This is a genomic window from Plantactinospora alkalitolerans (assembly GCF_015690345.1).
GTDB lineage: Bacteria > Actinomycetota > Actinomycetes > Mycobacteriales > Micromonosporaceae > Plantactinospora > Plantactinospora alkalitolerans.
Map to the genome: position 1 here is coordinate 1 of NZ_JADPUN010000132.1, position 14,555 is coordinate 14,555.

Annotated in this window: 13 protein-coding genes and 1 pseudogene; 8 read left to right on the top strand and 6 right to left on the bottom strand. The window is 69.5% G+C overall.

The window, feature by feature from the left end:
- Positions 1-114 (bottom strand): annotated as a pseudogene (locus I0C86_RS45715) (DivIVA domain-containing protein); the annotation flags it as partial.
- 255 nt (positions 115-369) lie between these two features.
- Here I0C86_RS45715 and I0C86_RS12385 point away from each other — a divergent pair.
- Positions 370-576, top strand: coding sequence for a helix-turn-helix transcriptional regulator (locus I0C86_RS12385; protein WP_230394043.1), 207 nt, complete (start codon positions 370-372; stop codon positions 574-576).
- A gap of 137 nt (positions 577-713) precedes the next feature.
- On the opposite strand, the gene I0C86_RS12390 is transcribed toward I0C86_RS12385, so the two are convergent.
- The 3 genes from I0C86_RS12390 to I0C86_RS12400 all read right to left on the bottom strand — a co-directional run bounded on the left by I0C86_RS12390 (position 714) and on the right by I0C86_RS12400 (position 4,228).
- A complete protein-coding gene (locus tag I0C86_RS12390; RefSeq protein WP_323373605.1) occupies positions 714-1,106 on the bottom strand; it encodes a hypothetical protein in 393 nt (130 codons plus the stop codon).
- Between the two features lie 283 nt (positions 1,107-1,389).
- On the bottom strand, positions 1,390-3,048 hold the full coding sequence (locus tag I0C86_RS12395) for a glycoside hydrolase family 13 protein (RefSeq protein WP_196201376.1): 1,659 nt from the start codon (positions 3,046-3,048) through the stop codon (positions 1,390-1,392).
- A gap of 106 nt (positions 3,049-3,154) precedes the next feature.
- Positions 3,155-4,228: a LacI family DNA-binding transcriptional regulator gene (locus I0C86_RS12400; RefSeq protein WP_196201377.1), complete on the bottom strand. Its 1,074-nt coding sequence runs from the start codon at positions 4,226-4,228 to the stop codon at positions 3,155-3,157.
- A gap of 296 nt (positions 4,229-4,524) precedes the next feature.
- Between I0C86_RS12400 and I0C86_RS12405 the strand changes: the two genes are divergently transcribed.
- The 3 genes from I0C86_RS12405 to I0C86_RS12415 all read left to right on the top strand — a co-directional run bounded on the left by I0C86_RS12405 (position 4,525) and on the right by I0C86_RS12415 (position 7,877).
- Positions 4,525-5,823 (top strand): extracellular solute-binding protein, encoded by a 1,299-nt coding sequence (locus I0C86_RS12405; RefSeq protein ID WP_196201378.1) that lies wholly within the window; start codon positions 4,525-4,527, stop codon positions 5,821-5,823.
- 114 nt (positions 5,824-5,937) lie between these two features.
- Entirely contained in the window at positions 5,938-6,951 is a 1,014-nt protein-coding gene (locus tag I0C86_RS12410; RefSeq protein ID WP_196201379.1) for a carbohydrate ABC transporter permease, read from the top strand.
- Between the two features lie 2 nt (positions 6,952-6,953).
- Positions 6,954-7,877: a sugar ABC transporter permease gene (locus I0C86_RS12415; protein ID WP_196201380.1), complete on the top strand. Its 924-nt coding sequence runs from the start codon at positions 6,954-6,956 to the stop codon at positions 7,875-7,877.
- Positions 7,878-7,919: 42 nt separating this feature from the next.
- Here I0C86_RS12415 and I0C86_RS44430 read toward each other — a convergent pair whose 3' ends face one another.
- Positions 7,920-8,750 (bottom strand): DUF305 domain-containing protein, encoded by an 831-nt coding sequence (locus I0C86_RS44430; protein WP_196201381.1) that lies wholly within the window; start codon positions 8,748-8,750, stop codon positions 7,920-7,922.
- A gap of 172 nt (positions 8,751-8,922) precedes the next feature.
- Complete coding sequence (locus I0C86_RS12425; protein ID WP_196201382.1) at positions 8,923-9,531, bottom strand: TetR/AcrR family transcriptional regulator; 609 nt, start codon at positions 9,529-9,531, stop codon at positions 8,923-8,925.
- Between the two features lie 101 nt (positions 9,532-9,632).
- On the opposite strand from I0C86_RS12425, the gene I0C86_RS12430 reads away from it, so the two are divergent.
- The 4 genes from I0C86_RS12430 to I0C86_RS12445 all read left to right on the top strand — a co-directional run bounded on the left by I0C86_RS12430 (position 9,633) and on the right by I0C86_RS12445 (position 14,296).
- The gene (locus tag I0C86_RS12430; RefSeq protein ID WP_196201383.1) at positions 9,633-10,688 is read left to right on the top strand and encodes an ABC transporter permease; all 1,056 of its coding nucleotides are present in this window, start codon (positions 9,633-9,635) and stop codon (positions 10,686-10,688) included.
- Positions 10,689-10,795: 107 nt separating this feature from the next.
- On the top strand, positions 10,796-11,137 hold the full coding sequence (locus I0C86_RS12435; protein ID WP_196201384.1) for a hypothetical protein: 342 nt from the start codon (positions 10,796-10,798) through the stop codon (positions 11,135-11,137).
- A 318-nt stretch (positions 11,138-11,455) separates the two neighbouring features.
- Positions 11,456-12,520 carry a BMP family lipoprotein gene (locus I0C86_RS12440; protein ID WP_196201396.1) on the top strand — a complete coding sequence of 355 codons (1,065 nt, stop codon included), beginning with the start codon at positions 11,456-11,458 and terminating at the stop codon, positions 12,518-12,520.
- Positions 12,521-12,670: 150 nt separating this feature from the next.
- The gene (locus tag I0C86_RS12445) at positions 12,671-14,296 is read left to right on the top strand and encodes an ABC transporter ATP-binding protein (RefSeq protein WP_323373606.1); all 1,626 of its coding nucleotides are present in this window, start codon (positions 12,671-12,673) and stop codon (positions 14,294-14,296) included.
- The last annotated feature ends 259 nt before the right edge of the window (positions 14,297-14,555 follow it).

A 14,555-nucleotide genomic window follows, 5' to 3' on the forward strand; every position in this document is an offset into this window, starting at 1 on the left:
GCGCAGGTAGGCGTACACCTCATCCGGGTCGAGGCCGCCGCGCCACCGCCGCATTACGAAGGTCGCGGCGCGGACGACATGCGCGCCGAGACGGTCACCGGACCGGTAGATCATCGCCGTACCGCCGTCCCGTACGGCGGTAACGGCACCTCATCCAACTCCTCGTCGATCCGAACCATGACCCTCTCCTTGCCGTCCGCCTGTCATGGAGCGGCACCGGGGCGGGCGGGGTCAGTTGGTACGACCGCGCCCGTACCGACCGGAGCCCAGCACCAACCCCGGGCCAGCATCAGCGTCCGGCACGACCCACCCGCTAGTCAATAGGGTAGTGCTAATTGGGAAGTCCGGGTCATGCATACCGTGCGCTCCATGACCGGGGGACCAGGGGAGTTGATGGGTCCCTACGAGGTCGCCGATTATCTCGGCGTATCCCGTCAGCGGTTCCAGCAGATCGTCCGCCGGCCGGGGTTCCCGAAGCCATACCAGGAGCTACGGGGTATGAAGGTGTATCTGGCGGCCGAGATCAAGGAGTGGGCAAAACACAATCGCCCACCAAGGCCCGATTCGGACGACTGACGTGTGACGCGCTGCGTCGCGGGTTCGGTCAGGTGCGCAACAGCGGCCTGGTGCGGAGATCTCACACCGCCGCGATGGCAGAGCCTGGGCGGGACCTAACCCACCGGACCCCCGCAACCCGCGACCGTGCTCGGACATCAACGGTGAGGTCGGGTCACCTCATCGCCCTGCGGGTCGTAGATCGTCAGCCCATATCGTGCTGCGAGATCCAGGATCAGGTCGATTAGGGAAGTGCTGCGCTGCCCGAAGCTCATGTTCATGCTGACATGATCGATACCAACGTCGAGTGGCATCGACATCCAGGGCGAGTCATCGCGGTATGGCGGCATGTCGGGGTAGCGGGCGCGCAGACTCTCGTAGAAGCCCACGATACGTTCGTCCAGCTCGCCGTCGGGGTGCTGAAGGCTTTCGCAGCGCTTCACCATGGCACGCACCGCGTCGTCGCTCGCCGCCGCGTCGATCGCCAGCACGTCAAGGCCGAAACCCACCTGCACATGTTGCCGCACCCGTCCGCAACAGTCGAGCAGCACCTCAGCGCGGCTCCCTGGAAGGAGTCCCACGAGGCCTGGGCCAAGCGACGGACGTGCACGAGCGACTCGCGTGGCCTGCCGAGATGAAACTGCCACGACGGTGCCGCGCCACTTCTGTCGAGGGCTGGGCCGACAAGCGAAACCGCAGTGGTCTCTTGACACGCCGGTGCCCCGGAAGCGGACTTCCGGGGCACCGGCCCACCATCCCCTCCACCACAAAGGGGTCGTCAGCCCCAGTCGCCCGTCGGCGCTGATCGCGACGGACGACCAGGTCAGTTTCGGGTTACCCGGTTACCGGCCGGATGAACCACCCTGCCGCGTCATTCGGCAGCGTCACCTTGCCGTCCCGCTCGGTCAACGGCTCGCTGCTGATGATCGGCATGCCGTGGCCGCTCACCCCGACCGGTGCGCCACTGAGGTTGGCCACGCAGGTCAGCCGGTCCCCGGCCGGCTCGGTCCGGGTGAAGGCGAGCACGCCCGGCTCGCTGTCCAGCCACGTCATTCCGGTCGGGTCGGCGGAACCGGACCGGTCCGACGGCGGCGCGCTGTGCGCGCGGCGCAGCCGCAGCGCCGAGCGGTACAACTCCAGGGTCGAGTCCGGTACGTCGGTCTGGCTGGCCACCGAGCGGGCCCGCCAGGTCGGCGGGGCCGGCAGCCAGGACGGTGCTCCGGCGGCCGGACCGAAGCCGTACGGGGGCACGTCGCCGTCCCAGGGCAGCGGCACCCGGCAGCCGTCCCGGCTCTGCCCGGTACGCAGGAAGGCGGGATCCTGTCGCAGTTCGTCGGGAAGGTCGAGCACCTCCGGCAGGCCCAGTTCCTCACCCTGGTAGAGGTAGACGCAGCCGGGCAACGCCAGCATCAGCAGGGCGGCTGCCCGGGCCCGGCGTAGCCCGAGTGCGCCGTCGCCGTACCGGGTGACGTGCCGCTGCTTGTCGTGGTTGGAGAGCACCCAGGTGGTCGGCGCACCGACGATCGTCGACTCGGCCAGCGCGGTGTCGATGACCTTCCGGAACGAGTCGGCCGACCAGGTCGCGTCGAGGAAGTCGAAGTTGAACGCCTGGTGCAACTCGTCCGCTCCGATGTAGCGGGCCAGCCGGGCCGGCGTCTCGGCCCAGGCCTCGGCGACCGCCATCCGGCCGCCGGGATAGCTGTCCAGGATCGGCCGCCAGGCGCGGTAGATGTCGTGCACCTCGTCCTGGTCGAAGTAGGGCAGCCGTCCCCGGCCGAGCAGTTCGACCTGGCGTTGGCCGTCGGCGGACGTACGCCCGACGTCCGGCAGCCCCTCTTCTTTGATCATCCCGTGCGCCACGTCGATCCGGAAACCGTCGACGCCGCGATCGAGCCAGAACCGCAGGATGTCCTCGAACTCGGCCCGGACCTCGGGGTGCCGCCAGTTCAGGTCGGGTTGGGCCGGATCGAACAGGTGCAGGTACCACTGGCCGTCGGGTACCCGGGTCCAGGCCGGACCGCCGAAGATCGACTCCCAGTCGTTCGGCGGCAGGTCACCGTCCGGCCCCCGGCCGTCGTGGAACAGGTAGCGGTCCCGCTGTGCCGAGCCCGGCGGGCTGGCCAGTGCCGCCACGAACCAGGGATGCGCGCTGGACGTGTGGTTCGGCACGATGTCGACGATGATCCGCAGGTCCAGGGCGTGCGCGTCGGTGATCATCGCGTCGAAGTCGGCGAGGGTGCCGAAGATCGGGTCGACGTCGCGGTAGTCGGCGACGTCGTAGCCACCGTCGATCATGGGAGAGCGGTAGAACGGGGTCAGCCAGAGCGCGTCCACCCCGAGGTCCCGCAGGTACGGCAGTCGACTTCGGACGCCGGCCAGGTCGCCGATGCCGTCACCGTCGGCGTCGGCGAAGCTGCGGACGTAGACCTGGTAGACGACCGCGGACTGCCACCAGTCCTCGGCGGGCCGGGGCGGTTCGGGATGCACGATCATGGGGAGCAGGATGCGGGGCGCCGACTGCAAGAGTCAAGCAAACCTTGCGCAAGAACTTCCGGGCGAGGTTGGTGAGACTCGGCCGACGCCCGCGCGGCGACGCCGCTCAGACCGGTAGCGCCAGCTCCGCGCCGGACCGGGGATCGGTTCCGGACCTGTCCGCCGCCCCCGGTACGACCGCGGTGGACCCCCGAACCACCAGCTCGGGCCGGAAGATGTACTCCGAGTGCGGTGCGGCGTGCCCGTGGATCTCGTCGACCAGCGAACGTACGGCGGCGACCGCCATCGCCCGTACCGGCTGCCGCATCGTGGTCAGCGGCGGATCGGTGAACGCCATCAGCGGCGAGTCGTCGTAGCCGACCACGGAGAGGTCCCCGGGTACGGCCAGGCCCCGTTGCCGGGCCGCCCGGATCGCACCCAGCGCCATCAGGTCCGAGCCGCAGACCAGACCGGTCACGCCCCGGTCGAGGAGCCGGGCGGCGGCGACCTCGCCACCCTCCACCCCGAACAGTGACAGCTCGGCCAGCTCGTCCAGTTCCGCGTCGGGAAGTCCGACGAGCCGCTTCATCGCGGCCTTGTAGCCAGTCACCTTCCGCTGGACGGGGACGAACCGGCCCGGTCCGGTGATCAGGCCGATCCGGCGGTGCCCGAGTGCGACCAGATGGGCCACCGCCAGTTCGCCGGCCTCCCGGTCGTCACAGGAGACGAAGGGGGCGGGTATGCCCGCCACGTAGCCGTTCACCAGCACGATGGGCAGCGGCCGGGCGAGCAGGGTGCGATAGCGCGTCGAGTCGGCGGAGGTGTCGGCGTGCAGGCCGGAGACGAAGACGATTCCGGAGACCTGCCGGTCGAGCAGCATCTCGACGTACTCGTCCTCGGTGACTCCGCCGGGGGTCTGGGTGCAGAGCACCGAGGTGTAGCCGGCCTGTGCCAATCCCGACTCGATCACCTGCGCGAACGCCGGGAAGATCGGATTCTCCAGCTCCGGCACCACCAGCCCGACCAGGCCCGCGCTGCGCTTGCGGAGTCGGGCGGGCCGCTCGTAACCGAGCACGTCGAGCGCGGTCAGCACGGCCTGTCGGGTCTCCGGGGCCACGCCGGGGCGGTCGTTGAGGACCCGCGACACCGTGGCCTCGCTTACTTCGGCCTGTTGGGCGATGTCGGCAAGTCGTGCGCGCATGGCGGAACTGTAGCCCACGAGTCGTTTCTTGCGCATCCGACGGCAAGAAGTTGCAGGCTCGACCACGGGCCGCGCCGAAGCCGCCATCCTGGCCGCTCAGGTCGTGATACGCCGCTCGCCCGCGACGGCGAGGGCGGCGGTGACCGGGCATGTCAAACCTCTCGAAGGCCGTAAACGGCACGGCCGCGAGAACGATCGGGAGCCAGTTGTTGCAAGGATGTTTGCAAGGGGTTTCGTAATCAGCAAGTCCTTGCTACTGTCCCGCCGATACCCAGCCGGCAGATCTAGGAGCGCACATGCGTCGCATCGCCAAGGGGATCGTCGTACTCGCGTCCACGACCCTTGCTCTGACGCTCGCCGCATGCGGCGACGACAAGGCGGCGGACGAGAACCCGAAGACTGATCCCGCAGCCCTGAAAGCCGAACTGACGTGGTGGGACACCTCGGACCCGAAGAACGAGGGCCCGGCGTTCCAGGAACTCGTCGCGAAGTTCAACCAGACGTACCCCAACGTCAAGATCAACTATCAGTCGGTGCCGTTCGGCGAGGCGCAGAACAAGTTCAAGACCGCCGCCCAGGCCAAGACCGGTGCGCCGGACATCCTGCGGGCCGAGGTGGCCTGGGTCCCGGAGTTCGCGTCGCTCGGCTACCTGTACGCGCTGGACGGATCGGAGCTGACGAGCGACGAGTCCGACTTCCTTCCCACGCCGCTGTCGGCGAACAGGTACGACGGCAAGACCTACGGCGTGCCGCAGGTGACCGACTCGCTGGCGCTGCTCTACAACAAGGAGCTGCTGGACAAGGCGGGCATCGCCGAGGCTCCCCGGACCTGGGCCGACCTCAAGACCGCCGCGCTGGCGATCAAGAAGAAGACCGGGGTCGAGGGTCTCTACGTCAACCCCGCCGGCTACTTCCTGCTGCCGTTTCTGTACGGCGAGGGCGGTGACCTGGTCGACGCCCAGGCCAAGAAGATCGTCATCAACTCCGACCGGAACGTCGCGGGCCTGAACATCGCCAAGGACCTCGTCGCCAGCGGTGCCGCGGCGAAGCCGGCCGCCAACGACGCGTACGGCACGATGATGACCCTCTTCAAGGAGAAGAAGGTCGCCATGATCATCAATGGTCCGTGGGAGGTCAACAACGTCAAGACCGCTCCTGCCTTCGGCGGTCTGGAAAACCTCGGTGTCGCCCCGGTCCCGGCCGGCTCGGCCAAGGCCGGTGCGCCGGTCGGCGGTCACAACTACGTCGTCTGGTCCGGGATGCCGCAGGAGAAGGTGGAGGCCGCGATCGCCTTCGTGAAGTTCGTCAGTTCGGCGGAATCGCAGGCGTTCATCGCCGGCAAGCTCGGCCTGCTGCCGACCCGGAAGTCCGCCTACGACCTCGACGCGGTGAAGAACAACGCGACCATCTCGGCCTTCAAGCCGGTTGTCGAGTCGGCCGTACAGCGGCCCTGGATCCCCGAGGGCGGCCAGTTCTTCGGTCCCCTCGACCAGATGGCCACCGAAGTCCTGGTCCAGAACAAGGACCCGAAGGCGGCCCTGGACGGGGTCGCCGACAAGTACAAGTCCGAGGTCGTACCGTCGTACGGCATGTGATCTGACGACGTCGGCGCCGGCCGTGTCCGGCGAGACCACCTGGCACCCGGCGGGGCCGACCGGTACTCCTCTGCACCGGCGGCCCGGCCGGGCTCCCCTCCTGGAGCGCAGCTGATGACCACCGTGACCGACGGTCGGGCGCCCGCGCCGTCCGACCGCCGCCCCGCACGTCCGTCCCGCCTCCGACGGACCTGGGACAAACACTGGTACGCCTGGGCGATGGTGCTGCCCGTCGTCGTGGTGCTCGCGGTACTGATCTTCTACCCGCTGGCCCGCGGCTTCTGGCTCTCGCTGACCAACCTGACCGAGGCCAACCAGGCGGCGGAGATCTGCACCAGGTCGATCACCGGCGGGGAGGTCTGCAAGGCGAACCCCAACCGCTGGGAGTTCGTCGGGCTGGACAACTACCTCCGGGTGCTCACCGGTGAGGTGGGTGAGTTCTGGCGGTGGACCGGCGTCACTCTGATCTGGACGTCCCTCTGCGTCGTCTTCCACTACGGGCTCGGGCTCGGGCTGGCGACGATGCTGAACCGGCCGATGCGGCTGCGCGGTCTCTACCGGGTGCTGCTCGTGCTGCCCTGGGCGGTGCCGGCCTTCGTCAGCGCGTTCGCCTGGAAGTTCATCTTCAACGAGCGGTTCGGCCTGGCCAACTCGTTGCTCGGCACCCTCGGCATCGACCCGGTCGACTGGTTCGCCAACCGGTGGACCGCGCTGTTCACCGCGATCGTCACCAACATCTGGCTCGGTGTGCCGTTCATGATGGTGGCGCTGCTCGGCGGGATGCAGGGCATCCCCGGCGAGCTGTACGAGGCGGCCGAGATCGACGGGGCGAGCCCGTGGCAGCGGTTCGTGCACGTCACCCTGCCCGGCCTGCGTCCGGTCAGCATGACGGTGATCCTGCTCGGCACCATCTGGACCTTCAACATGTTCCCGGTCATCTTCCTGGTCACCGAGGGCCAGCCCGCCGGGCAGACCGACATCCTGGTGACCGGCGCCTACCGGGCCGCCTTCGAGGGCATCCGCAACTACTCGCTCGCCTCGACCTACGGGGTGCTCATCCTGTCGATCCTGCTCGTCTTCTCGGTCTTCTACCGGCGGGCACTGCGCAAGCAAGGCGAGGTGTGGTGACCATGAGCCAGATCAGCGCCCCACCGCCCGCGGCGGTCGACGCCGCCGGCGGACGGGTTCCGGCGCGGCGTGGCCGGCCGGTACGCCGACCCACCCGGGTCACCCGGTCGCCGCTGCGGTCCGTGCTGCTGCACGCCACCCTGATCGTCGCCGTACTGATCGCGATCGGTCCGATCGTGTGGGTGCTGCTCTCCTCGTTCAAGCCCGGCCACGCGGTGCAGAGCACGGAACTGTCCCTGGTCAAGGACCCGACCCTGGACAACTACGCGTACGTGCTGACCGAGACCAGCTTCGTGCGCTGGTTCCTCAACTCGGTGGTCGTCGCGGCGTTCACGATGCTGATCGGCATCCTTATCGCCGCCACCACCGGCTACGCGGTGTCCCGGTTCAACTTCCCGGGACGCCGCCCGCTGATGATGGTCTTCCTGGTCACCCAGATGTTCCCGATGCCGATCCTGATCGTGCCGATCTACATGATCATGGCCGGGCTGGGCCTGATCAACACGCCGCCCTCACTGATCATCGCGAACCTGACCATCGCGGTGCCGTTCTGCGCCTGGATGCTCAAGGGGTACTTCGACACGATCCCGAGGGCGCTGGACGAGGCCGCGGCGATGGACGGCTGTGGCCCGTTCAGGACGTTCTGGCGGGTGGTGCTTCCGCTGGCGAGGCCGGCGCTGGCCGTCACCGGGTTCTACGCCTTCCTGACCGCCTGGGGCGAGGTGGCGTACGCCTCCGCCTTCATCCAGGAGGACCGGAACTTCACCCTCGCGTACGGACTCCAGCAGTTCGTACCGCAGTTCAACCCGCAGTGGGAGTACCTCACCTCGGCGGCGGTGCTGGTCACCATCCCCGCGGGCATCGTCTTCCTCTTCGCCCAGCGGCACCTGGTGTCCGGCCTCACCGGCGGCGGCACCAAGGAGTGAGGCGGTTGCCGGGTGAACCGGCCCGCCAGGGGTCGGACGCGCTCAGCGGGCCTGGGGGTCGAGCACCTCGCGCATCCGGTTGATCTCGACGGCCTGTTCGAAGGCGATGTTCCGGGCCAGTTCCCGGATCTGCGGGTCCACTCCGGCGGTGAGTACGGCCTGGGCCATTCCGATGGCGCCCTGGTGGTGTGCGCTCATCATCTCGATGAACATCCGGTCGAACGCCGTGCCGGTCGCCGAGGTCAGCGCGGCGATCGCCGCCGGGCTCTGCATGCCGTGCATCGTGTGGTGCTGGTGGCCGGACTCCACGTCGGGGCGCAGGTTCCGGTCCCGCAGCCAGCTCCGCAGCACCTCGACCTCGGGCTGCTGGCTGGCCCTGATCCGGTCGGCGACCGAGATGACCCCGGTCCCGCCGGCCCGGCTCGGCACCAGGGCGGCCATCTGCAGGGCCTGCTCGTGGTGCGGAACCATCATCCGGACGAACAGGACGTCGGCCTCGTTGTGCCGGGGCCCGGACTGGGGAGTGAGCTGGTTCGGCGGGACCACGTCGGCCGATTCGCCGGGCCGGCCGGGGCGGATCACCGGCACGGTCGGCCCGGCCGGGCTGGGCGCGGTGCGGGGCGTGGTCGTCGTACTTCCGGTGGGTTCGGGGCCGGGCTGCGCGGTCGGGTTCTCGTCCGTCGGGCCCGCCACGATGCCGATGCCGACGGCCAGCACCACCGCCGCCGACTCCACGAGCGCGACGAGCGCGATGGCGGGCCAACGGTCGCCCGGTTTTCCGTTCCTGGCCAACACCACAGCGTGACTCCCGTCCGCCGCCGGCCGGTCGCGGCGTAGCCGGGGCTTTCCGCCCGGGACCGGTGTGTCAGCCACGGGGTTGGCCGATGGTAGCCCGCCCGAACGGAGCCGTGCGAGCTTCGGTGTGTGGCGACCGGTCGAGGTCAGAGCGGGTAGCTCGGTGCGACGACAGGATCGCCCCGGGGCGTCGGGCATCCCGGCGTCAGGTCGACTCAGGACTCCTGCCGCTCCGGTTGTCGCTTCGCTGTCAGTCGGCGGTGCGGCTCTGGGCGGCGAGCAATGCCCGTACGCCGCCCAGGTAGGTCTTCCGGTCCGGTCCGGCGGACAACCGACGTTGCAGGGCGAAGCCCTGGATCAGACCGAACAGGACGGCCCCCACCGCCTCGGGATCGGCGTCCGGGGGCAGCTTCCCGGCCTGCTGGGTCCGTCGGGCGAGGGTGACGAACCGGGTCCGGAAGCCGCCGTACATCCGCGCGACGAAGTCGGCGAGCTGGGGATCGCGGAGCGACTCGGCCCAGACCTGTACGGCGAGCGGGAAGGCCCCGTCCGGGCCCATCTGGGACTCGACGAACGCCAGTGCCTGGTCCACCGCGTCGACCAGTGGCGGCGGGGGATCAGCGGTGACGATCGCCCCGAAGAGTTCGTCCGCGCCGTCGGAGACCGATTCGGCGATCGAGCTGATCAGTTCGTGCTTGCTGCTGAAGTAGCGGTAGACCGCGCCGACCGACAGGCCGGCCTCGCTGATCACGTCCTGCATCGATGTGGCGTGGAAGCCGTTGCGCACGAAGCAGCGCCGGGCGGCGTCGAGGATCTGCTGCCGTCGGGCGGCGAGGTGTTCGTCGGAGACACGTGGCACGTCCCACAGTGTAAAACGAACGCTCGTTCTTGACGCAGCCAACGACCGAGAGGAATCTGATTCTAAGAGAACGAGCATTCGTTTTAAGAGGGAGTCGGAAGATGAGTCGACCGTCCGTCCCACCGGGAGCACCCCGCTCCGGGCGCCCACGCCCGCCGTACGCGGTCGCCGTACTGGTCGCCGTCGGGGTGGTGCTGCTGCAATCGCTCCTCGTACCGCTGTTCGCCGGTCCGGCAGCGAACCTGGAGCCGCGTGACCTGCCCGTCGTCGTCGCCGGGCCGGCCCCGGCCACCGACGTGCTGGTCCGGCAACTGACCGCCACCGCACCCGGGGCCTTCGAGGTGATCCGGCTGCCGGACGGTACGGCGGCCGACCAGGCGCTACGCGACCGCGACGCGTACGCCGCGTTCGTGATCGGTCCGGACGGACCGGAACTGCACACCGCCAGCGGGGCCGGCCCCGCGGTGGCGGCGCTGCTCACCCAGTCCGCCGGGCAGCTCGCCGGCGGTCAGCCACCGCGGGTGATCGACGTCGTCCCCGCCGACCCGGACGACCCCCGGGGCGGCGGCTTCGCGGGTGGATTCCTGCCGCTGGCGCTGACCAGCATGGTGGCCGGGGTCCTGCTGACGCTCCTGGTCGCCAACCGGATCGCCCGGCTGGCCGGCCTGGTCAGCTTCGGCCTGCTGGCCGGACTCGCCGGGCCGGCGGTGCTGCAGGGCTGGCTCGGCGTGCTTCCCGGCGATCACCTGACGAACGGGATGGCCATCGGGCTGATCGGACTGGCCATCGCGGCCACCCTGAACGGGCTCGGCGCGGCACTGGGTCGAGCGGGCCTGGCTCTCGGCGCGGTACTCGTCTTCCTGGTCGGCAACCCGCTGTCCGCGGTCGCTGCGGCGCCGGAGTTGCTGCCCCAGCCGTGGGGAACGGTCGGCCAGTGGCTACCGGTCGGTGCCGGCGGCACCCTGCTCCGCTCGACAGCGTTCTTCGACGGTGCCGGATCCGCGACGCCGCTGCTGATCCTCGTCGGCTACGCCGTCGTCGGCCTGCTGCTGGTGACAGTCGGGCGGGCCCGGCTGTTCAGCCCCGGCTCCGGGCCGGCGGCCGGCAGTACGGCGAGCGACGCCGGGAACGCCGAGGTGGCGGCCAGCCGCAGTTGATCGGGCTCGCCGGGTCCACGGCGGCGGCGTCGGCGGCCGCCGTGGCCCGGCAGCGGCGGCTCCGGGCGGGGGCGACGGCGCGCCGCCGATGGGGCAGGATGTCGGCCGTGGAACCTCTGCGGCTGATACTCCTCTACGCGCATCTGATCGGGTTCGCACTGCTGCTGGGCGGCGCGGTCACCCAGTACGTCACCGGCCGGTTGCGGATCAATCCCCTGATGCTCTGGGGCGCCGTCATCCAGGTGCTGACCGGGATCGGGCTCTCCGCGCCGCTGCGCGACGGCGACGAACCGGCGCCGGCCAAGCTCGCCACCAAACTCGTGATCGGTCTGATGATCTTCGTGATGGTGTTCTTCTCCCGCAAGCGCGAGTCGGTCAACCGTGGGCACTTCCTGGCGATCATCGGGCTGACCCTGGCCAACGCCGCCGTCGCGGTCTTCTGGCGCTGACGCCCGCCGCCGGCCGCCCGTAACGGGCCCGCCGCTGCCCGGCTCGTCGCGAGCGCCCGGAAAGGTGAGAACAGGGCGCTTCGTGATTCGACGTCGGGCATCGGGCGGGTTAACAAGTGATGTCCCACACCCCGAAGTTACGTAAGGGTAACGGCCGTTCAACAGTCAGGCACGATTGTCGGCCGGTGGACAGGCGCGGGCGTACGCTCCCGTCCGTAACGTGGGACGCCGGCGGCAAACGCGCAGGCCGGCTTGGGACTGTCACCGCGGTGGCGGTGTGCAATGGGAAGGGAGACCGTCTTGCGCTCTGTGCGTGGGATGCGGATCGTCTCGGTATTCGCGGTAGGTGGGCTCGCACTGGGCGCCGCCGCGTGTGGCGAGGCTCCGGACAAGGGCAACGACGGCGGCACCGCAGCCGACAAATACACCGCATGCATGGTGACCGACGTCGGTGGCATCGACGACAAGTCGTTCAACACCTCGGCCTGGGCCGGGTTGCAGGCGGCCAAGGCGGCGAACCCCAAGATCGACATCAAGAACACCTCCTCCAAGGCCGAGGCTGACTACGAGCCGAACCTGACCCAGTACGTCAACCAGAAGTGCAACTTCATCCTCGCCGTCGGCGGGCTGATGAGCGGCGCCACTTCGAAGATCGCCAAGGCGAACCCGGAGCAGCAGTTCGGGATCGTCGACTCGAAGCTGCCGGAGAGCAACGTCTTCCCGATGCAGTTCGACACCGCGCAGGCGGCGTTCCTGGCCGGCTACCTGGCGGCCGGGATGAGCAAGAGCGGCACCGTCGCCACGTACGGCGGGGAGAAGATCCCGCCGGTGACCATCTTCATGGACGGTTTCGTCGACGGCGTGGCCCAGTACAACAAGGCCAAGAACAAGAGCGTGAAGGCCCTCGGCTGGGACAAGACCAGCCAGAACGGCTCGTTCACCAACAGCTTCGTCAAGCAGGACGAGGGCAAGAAGGTCAGCGACGCCCTCGTCGCGCAGGGCGCCGACATCATCATGCCGGTCGCCGGTGGCGCCGGCCTGGGTACCACCGCCGCGGCGCAGGCCTCCGGCGGCAAGTACTCGGCGATCTGGGTGGACACCGACGGTTGCCAGAGCACCCCGAACTGCCCCGCCCTGGTCACCACCGTCGTCAAGAACATCTCGGACGCCGTCCGGGATGCGGTCGTCACGGCGGCCAAGGGTGACAAGCTGGCGCACGACCCCGGCTACCTCGGCACCCTGGCCAACAACGGCGTCTCGCTGGCGCCGTACCACGAGTTCGACAGCAAGGTGCCGGCCGACCTGAAGGCCGAGGTCGACAAGCTCAAGAGCGACATCGCCGCGGGCACGGTCACCGTCACCTCCGCCGCACAGCCGAAGTAGTACCGGACCGGCCGTCCCGACCCGCTTCGCCGACGGCCGGTCCTAGGGTGACGCTGGCGGGACCGGTCGCCCCGACCCCCGCGGGAACGTTTTTTCCGCGAGGCCGGGGCGGCCGGTCCGCACGCCGAACCGGCGGCCGAACAGCCCGCCGTGATCACCGGACGGACCGCTGTCGACCCGATCCACCAGGCAGTAGGCTGCACCATCCGCCCGCACTCCCAGGAGGTTGCGCTGAGACTCGAACTGCGCGGCATCACCAAGCGGTTCGGTGATCTGGTCGCCAACGACCACATCGACCTGACGGTGGAGCCCGGAGAGATTCATGCGCTGCTCGGCGAGAACGGCGCGGGCAAGTCGACCCTGATGAACGTGCTGTACGGGCTGTTGCAGCCCGACGAGGGTGAAATCCTGGTCGACGGAGCGCCGCTGCGGGCCACCGGCCCCGCCGACGCCATCTCCGCCGGCATCGGCATGGTGCACCAGCACTTCATGCTCGTACCCGTCTTCACCGTCGCCGAGAACGTGATGCTCGGTGCCGAGCAGGTCCGGGGCGGTGTCGCCGGCTTCCTGGACCGGCGACGGGCCCGGCGCCAGGTGACCGAGGTATCCACCCGCTACAACCTGCGGGTCGACCCGGACGCGGTGGTCGAGGACCTGCCGGTCGGCGTGCAGCAGCGGGTCGAGATCGTCAAGGCGCTGACCCGGGACGTGGACCTGCTCATCCTGGACGAGCCGACCGCCGTACTGACTCCGCAGGAGACCGAGGAACTGCTCGCGGTCATGCGGTCCCTGAAGGAGTCCGGCAAGTCGATCGTGTTCATCACCCACAAGCTCAAGGAAGTGAAGGCGATCGCCGACCGGATCACCGTGATCCGCCGGGGCCGGACCGTCGGTACGGCCAGCCCGGACGCCAGCGAGGACGAGCTGGCCGCGCTGATGGTCGGGCGCACCGTGAACCTGCTGATCGAAAAGGACCCCGCCGAACCGGGCGAAGCGGTTCTGGAGATCGAGGGCCTCGTCGTCGACGACGAACGGGGTGTACGGGCGGTCGACGGGGTCGACCTGACCGTGCGGGCCGGCGAGGTGCTGGGCATCGCCGGCGTACAGGGCAACGGTCAGACGGAACTCATCGAGGCGTTGATGGGCCTGCGTCCGATGCTCAGCGGATCGGTCACGGTCGCCGGCCAGCGCGTCAACGGCTGGTCGACCAAGCGGGTGCTGCGGGCCGGCGTCGGCTACGTCCCCGAGGACCGCAGCGTCGACGGGCTGGTCAAGGAGTTCAGCGTCGCGGAGAACCTGGTGCTGGACATGTACGACCAGCCGCCCTTCGGGTCGGGCCTGGCGCTGCGGCCGGAGGCGATCACCGCCTCGGCCCGGGAACGGATCCCCGAGTTCGACGTCCGCACCTCGTCGGCGGAGGCGAGCGTCGGCACGCTCTCCGGCGGCAACCAGCAAAAGGTGATCATCGCCCGGGAGATGTCCCGGCCGCTGAAGCTCTTCGTGGCCGCCCAGCCCACCCGGGGCGTGGACGTCGGCTCGATCGAGTTCATCCACCGCCGGATCATCCACGAGCGGGACATCGGCACCGCCGTACTGCTCGTCTCCAGTGAACTGGACGAGGTCATCGGGCTGGCCGACCGGATCGCGGTGATGTACCGGGGTCGGATCCTGGGCCTGGTCGGACCGGACACCCCACGCGAGGAGATCGGGCTGCTGATGGCCGGCATCACCGGTTCGACGTCCGCCGAGGACGAGCGCGGCGAGGAGGCGAAGTGACCGACGACAACCTGCCCGGTCCTCCGTCTCCGTCTCCGTCTCCGTCTCCGTCTCCGGACAAGGATCCGGCCGGCGAACCGGCCCGGACCGAGACGATCAGCAGCGTCGGCGGCAACGCTCCCGGCGAGTCGACCGACACCGACCCGTCCACCGGTGCCGACCAGCCGGCCGCCGGGGCGGGCGGGGCCAAGGCGCAACCCGGTGGTACGGCACCCGGCGGCGGCGAGGCGGCGCCGGCCGACCGCGACGGTGGCGGGCC